The organism is Streptomyces sp. Isolate_45, assembly GCF_024721315.2.
Classification (GTDB): Bacteria; Actinomycetota; Actinomycetes; order Streptomycetales; family Streptomycetaceae; genus Streptomyces.
The window spans coordinates 1-5,696 of sequence record NZ_JANFAK020000284.1 but is presented as its reverse complement, the minus strand read 5'-3'; the positions used below and the strand labels follow the sequence as shown (position 1 = coordinate 5,696).

At 69.6% G+C, this 5,696-nt stretch carries 5 protein-coding genes; 2 read left to right on the top strand and 3 right to left on the bottom strand.

Features of this window, described 5'->3' with window-relative positions; genetic code table 11:
* Together NOD94_RS39980 and NOD94_RS39975 are read left to right on the top strand one after the other, a co-directional pair.
* Positions 1-260 (top strand): hypothetical protein (locus tag NOD94_RS39980; protein WP_281211157.1); only part of this gene is annotated, 260 nt, incomplete at its 5' end.
* 230 nt (positions 261-490) lie between these two features.
* On the top strand, positions 491-967 hold the full coding sequence (locus tag NOD94_RS39975; RefSeq protein ID WP_281211156.1) for a DUF4265 domain-containing protein: 477 nt from the start codon (positions 491-493) through the stop codon (positions 965-967).
* 1,091 nt (positions 968-2,058) lie between these two features.
* Here the strand turns inward: NOD94_RS39975 and rox are convergent.
* The 3 genes from rox to NOD94_RS39960 form a co-directional block, all read right to left on the bottom strand.
* On the bottom strand, positions 2,059-3,486 hold the full coding sequence (gene rox, locus NOD94_RS39970) for a rifampin monooxygenase (protein ID WP_281211155.1): 1,428 nt from the start codon (positions 3,484-3,486) through the stop codon (positions 2,059-2,061).
* Positions 3,487-3,818: 332 nt separating this feature from the next.
* Positions 3,819-5,060, bottom strand: a complete 1,242-nt coding sequence (locus NOD94_RS39965) for a hypothetical protein (protein WP_281211154.1) — start codon at positions 5,058-5,060, stop codon at positions 3,819-3,821.
* Positions 5,057-5,587, bottom strand: a complete 531-nt coding sequence (locus NOD94_RS39960; protein WP_281211153.1) for a GNAT family N-acetyltransferase — start codon at positions 5,585-5,587, stop codon at positions 5,057-5,059. The genes NOD94_RS39965 and NOD94_RS39960 overlap by 4 nt, the downstream gene beginning before the upstream one ends.
* Between the last annotated feature and the right edge of the window lie 109 nt (positions 5,588-5,696).

The following is a 5,696-nucleotide window of genomic DNA, read 5'->3' as shown; positions in this document are numbered from 1 at the left end:
GGTATCAACTTTTGGCGTTGATTTTTGGCACGCTGTTGAGTTCTCAAGGAACGGACGCTTCCTTTGTACTCACCCTCTCGGGCTTTCCTCCGGGCTTTCGTTCTGTTCTGTTCTTGCGTTTCCGACTCTATCAGACTCTTTCGGGCCCGATTTCCTCGGTGCTTTCCAGGTCCTGCGCTTTCGCGCTTTTCCCTTTCCGGCGATTCCGACTCTATCAGAAGTTCGCCACCGGATTTCCCGGCTTCGGCGTTCTCGAATGAAGAGTCGAGTACACCTCTCGAGGATCGAAGTCCTCGTGAAGTGTGGAGTGTGTCGCCGAACCGGTCCGGTTCGAGGCAACCGTTTAACTCTACAACCCTGCCCGGGGGGAGTCAAAACGGGGAGGGGCGGGCAGACGCCCACCCCTCCCCGACCGAAGGACCCTGTGGAGGCCACCCCGCTTGCGAGCGCCGGCACCACCTGTACCCGCGGTCCGCGCATGATGGCCTGCATGGAGAACACGGTGGAGGAGATCAAGGTCTGGTTCCGGTTCGTCCCGCGTGAGGGGTGGATGGCCATGGACACCGAGGGGCTCTGGGCGGCGAAGGTCGGCCCCGACACAGCCAGCGTGCGGAACGCCCCCTTCTTCCAGGACGGGGTGGCCGAAGGCGACGTCGTACGTTTCCGCACCGACTCCGACGGGGTCCACTGGGCCGTGGGCCGCGTCGGTTCGTCGGGCAGCTGCACGATCCGGGTCGTGCCCGTCCCCACCGGTCCGCTGGGCAGCAGTGCCGCGGCGGTGCACCAACACTTCTCCCCGTTCGGGATCGGAGGCGAGGTCTTCAGCGCGGAGTTCCCCATGGTCGCCCTCACCGCCCCGGCCGGCTCGGACTTCACCGGGATCAAAGCGCTCCTGGTCCGCGGCCAGGAGGAAGGCTGGTGGCACTACGAAATGGGCTGCGCGACCGCCGACTGGTGGAGCGCCTGACCGCAGCGGCTCGAACCGCTCCCCTCCCGACTGCGCCACCGAGCAGGGGTTCACCCCGGCAAGGCCCCTTCGCGCCCACGGACACTGCGGCGTACCGGGGCGGCCCGCCCGTTGTCTTCCAGTCGGCGAAGGGGCCGCAGAGTGCGTCGTCGCTGAGAAAGAACGCGCTGCGGCCTCGAAGCTCTCGCTCCCGCGTGGGCAGCATGCCGTGCCAGGCTCGCCAACCTCCCTGCAACCCGAAGCTCGCGTCGAGGCAGACAGAACACAAGAGCAGAGGCATGTGCCGGCCAGGCCGGGTGAGTGCGGCCAGGTGAGTACGGGACGAGCGGCAACGTCACGGCTCTGATCATCCGGGTGATACGCCCGGTAGCGACGCGACGCCAACGGACACGGCGACACCACCCAAGTCCGCCGGTCGGGTCGGCAGCCCTCCCATCCCCGAGTAGGCACCGGATACATGGCGGAGGTACGCCGCAGCGCGCCCCGTACAACCACAGCTCCGTATGCGCCCGGGGCAGAAAGTCGGCCACCACCCCTCTCGCCGACTCCGGCGAGGTTGCTCGTGAAGCTACGGAAGGATGCGGCTGGTGGCCGACGGCAGGCCGCAGTGCCCTGCCGTCGGCGGTGGCCCGCGCCATGACCTCCCCCGCGCGCATCCATCCCATGCCGGAGCCGGCGGCTGAGGCCGCGGGTGATAACGCGCCGCCCGCAACCGTCCGGGCGGCTCCCTCTCGGACGCTGCATCGCTCATGACGGCCGGCATCCCCGCCCGGCCCGCCCACCCACTCGCGCGCCTTGGCAGACGAGGAGACGGGCACCACGTCCCAAGGGTGCCGCCCGTCAATGCCGGGCACCGTCCCGACGGCTACAACTTCGTTGCTGCCAGCCCTGGTTGAGCGAAGAGGTCAGGCCATGGGCACAGCCGTCCCGGGTCGGGCAGTGGACCGTGGGTAGTGGGTGGCGGGTAGTGGGCAGTGCCGGATGTGCTCCGCACACCGAGCGCCGGCTTCGTCGCGCTCGGAGCCGCGCGTCTGGCCCGGGTGCGGGTGGACCTCGTCCACCCACAGGCGGCCGCAGTGCCGCTCGCGGGCTCAGCCGGTGGCGGCGCCGAACCACCTGGGCAGCCGGTCGAGCAGGTCCTGCTGGTCGTCGCCGACCCACGCCACGTGCCCGTCCGGCCGCAACAGCACGGCGGACACGTCCAGTTGATCGCTCCCGTCGACCACGTGGTCCACCCGGTCCGCCCAGCCCGCCACCGAGAGCCGACCGGTGCGGTCGAGCAGCAGGCCGCGCCCGCCGTGCATAAGTTCGTAGAGACGGCCCCGCCGCAGTTCCACGTCCCGCATCCGGCGGCCGAGCAGTGCGTGCCCCTGGCCGAAGTCGTAGCGGACCCCGATCGCGGTGATCTTCTCGATCACGTACTGGTTCACCGCCTCGAACTCCATCAGTTCCGACAGCAGCCGACGTACCGACCGGGCACCGGGCTCGGGGGACAGCAGTTCCATCTGCGCGCGGGTGTTGTCCAATACGTCGGCGGCCACCGGATGCCGTTCGGCGTGGTAGCTGTCCAGCAGCCCCTCCGGCGCCCACCCGTCCACTTCGGCGGCCAGCTTCCAGCCGAGGTTGAACGCGTCCTGGACACCGAGGTTGAGGCCCTGCCCGCCGGTCGGCGGGTGGATGTGGGCCGCGTCGCCGGCCAGGAGAACCCGGCCGACCCGGTAGCGCTCGGCCAGGCGGGTGGCGTCGCCGAACCGGGACAGCCAACGGGGCGAATGCACCCCGAAGTCGGTGCCCGCGACGGCCCGCAGCCGCCCCTTGAACTCCTCCAGGGTGGGCGCGGTCGTGCGGTCCTCGGTCACCCCGGCGGCGGGCACGATGAAGCGGTACACACCGTCCCCCTCGGGGATCGCGCCGAACCGCAGCTGTGTCTTGCGGACTTCGGCGATGACCGCGCCCAATGTCTCCGGCGGTACGCCCACCTCCATGTCCCCCAACAGTGTCTCGGTCCTGGACGGCTCCCCAGGAAAGTCGATCCCGATCAGCCGGCGCACCGTGCTGCGGCCGCCGTCGCAGCCGACGAGGTAGCGCGAGCGCAGCTGCGTACCGTCTGCCAGGCCGGCCGTCACCCCGTGCTCGTCCTGGTCGAGCGCGACCAGCTCGCAGCCGCGCCGAATCTCCGCACCGAGCTCGGTGGCCCGCTCGGTCAGCAGGCGCTCGGTGACGGCCTGCGGGATGGCGAGAACGTACGAGTGGGTGGTGTCCAGTCGCGTCGGCCACGCCGTACCGATCCCCGCGAAGAAGCCGCCGACCGCGAACTTCTCCCCGAGCGGGAGGAAGCGGTCCGCCAGGCCTCGCTGGTCCATCACCTCGACGCTGCGCGCGTGCAGGCCGCGGGCGCGGGAGCGCCCGGTCGGCTCCGTCTCCTTCTCCAGCACGAGCACGTCCACGCCGTGCAGCCGCAATTCCGCGGCCAGCATCAAACCGGTCGGTCCGCCGCCGGCAACGATCACGTCAATCATGAAAACGCCCCACTCAACGAGATTGATTTCGCCGGCCGTCCCAGGCTGTTCAGCAGACCGCGCACACACGCACGCACGCGCCCGTACGTTCGCGCCGTGAGTTCACCGACGATGCGGCGCGCACCTTGATCCGTACACCGCCAAAAGCGGATGCACTACGCGAATCCCGGATATCAGCCGGTTACGGCTCAGGTCGGTGATTCTGCGGCACGACCCGGGTCTTGCCGCAAGACCCCCCGCGCGCTATACCTTGATAGTGGCAAGGAGCGGGCGAGCTCCTTGCCTTTGCTTTTGTCCGTCCTCCGCGGCCGGCGGCTCGTCCGTGTGAAGGATCAGCGGAGTTCGACGGCAAGGCCGACTTGAGCGAGCAACCGAAGGACACCGTCGAGGTATGGCGTCTCACCCGCCGCATCGACCGTCACGGCCGCGAGCGCACGCCGCGCGACGTCGGCGTCGTGCCAGATCAGCGTGAACGGCGAGCGCGGCATGTCCCCGCCGCACGGGCAGCCTCGCAACGTGTGCCAGCACTGGTCGTAGTGCCCCCCGGGACCCGCGACCGCCTCGCCGATCGCGCACACGAACCCGGGGATGTCCGTGACGTACCGCCCGTCGAGGTGTCGCACGGGACCCGGCAGCTGCCCGCCGACGTCCTGCTTGGCGGCGGCGAAGGCGGCCCACTCGGTCCGCCCCTCGTGGGAGAAGCCGATCCATTCACCGGGCTCGGCCGGCGGCCCCTCGAACCAGGCGTCCCAGACCGGTCTGACGACAGGGTCGGGCCGGTGCGCCGGCCCTTCCTCGAGCCACAAGTCGACGAGGGAACCGCCGAGTTCGGAGGGACGGGAGGCGATCACCCGCAAGGGCATGTGCTCCTGGTGGCGCATGACCCGGCCGGTCCGGTCCAGTGCAAGCAGCGTGACGCGGTCGCCGTCGCCCCGCGGACGCACGAGCCGGCGCAACAGCCGCTCGCCGGGTTGGCAGCCGATCAGCCGCATGGGCGGCGATGCGGGAAAGGGGCGTTTGCCGTACCGGCCATACAGGCCCTCCACGCGGTGACACGCACCCAGACGGCCGCCTCCCAAGCCGTTGAACAGCCGCCATTCGGCGTCCGCGGGCTCACCGCGCCATACCGGGCCCTCCACCTCGGCCTCGATTACGAGATCCATCAACGTCGGATCCACGGTGGAGGGTTGGCATCCGATCAGGAACGGGGCGCGCAATCCCCAGCGGTCGCTGTCGTAGGTGTGGAACGGGTCGCCGGCAGGATCGGCCCCGGGCACCCGGAACTCCACGATGAGACCGAGCACCCCGAGGTCGACGGGCTCTACGGGTCCATGGCGGAACCGCTCGGCGGCCTTGAGCAACCGTCCGGTCGGGCTACAGCCCACGAACGTCAGCTGTTCGCGACGCGACGCCGATTCGACGAACAGCCCGTCCGCTTCGGCACAGTGGGCCCACACGATCAGCTCCTCGTCCCATTCCTCGCTGACCAGTACGTACTTGAGCGGAAGCGAGCGCTCCCAGGTCCAGACGGTCTCCAGAATCTCCACCGCGTCCCGGCCCCCCTCGCTCGTCATCGCCCTTCCCGACCGGACCCGGTACCGCCCGCGGAACCGGTACCGCCGGCCAGCGGCCGTACGAACCTGAGCCCGGGCCGTCCGTCCAGGAGGAGCTCGCCGGCGGGCATGAAGCCGGTACGGGTGAGCACGGTTCGAGACGCCGGGTTGTCGACGGTGGTCACGGCCCGCAGCGACGTCAGGCCGTACAACGTCCCGGCCAGGGTGCACGCTTCACGGACCGCGGACGTTGCCAGGCCCCTCCCGGCCGCCCGTTCTGCGATCCGGTAGCCGAGCTCGGCGGATCCGTCGGCCACGTCGATCAGGTTGACCCGACCCAGCACCTGGCCGCCGTCGTCCACCAGGACGTGGAAGAAGTGGAGACCGGCTTCCTGCTCGGCCATCAGCTCCCGGTGCCGTTCCTCGAAGCCGGCGAAGTACTGGTCCCCCCGGTCGGGAACGGAGGCGGCGAAGTAGGCCCGGTTCTCGCGCTCGAAAGCGAGGAGTGCCGGCGCGTGGTCGAAGCGGAGCAACCGAAGGCTGGACATGCGCCGATGCTACGGAATGACACCTGGCCCGTAAACGCAGAAAAGCCCCGCACCAGATAACTGGTGCGGGGCTTTCCCACAATGATTGTTCGGCGGCGTCCTACTCTCC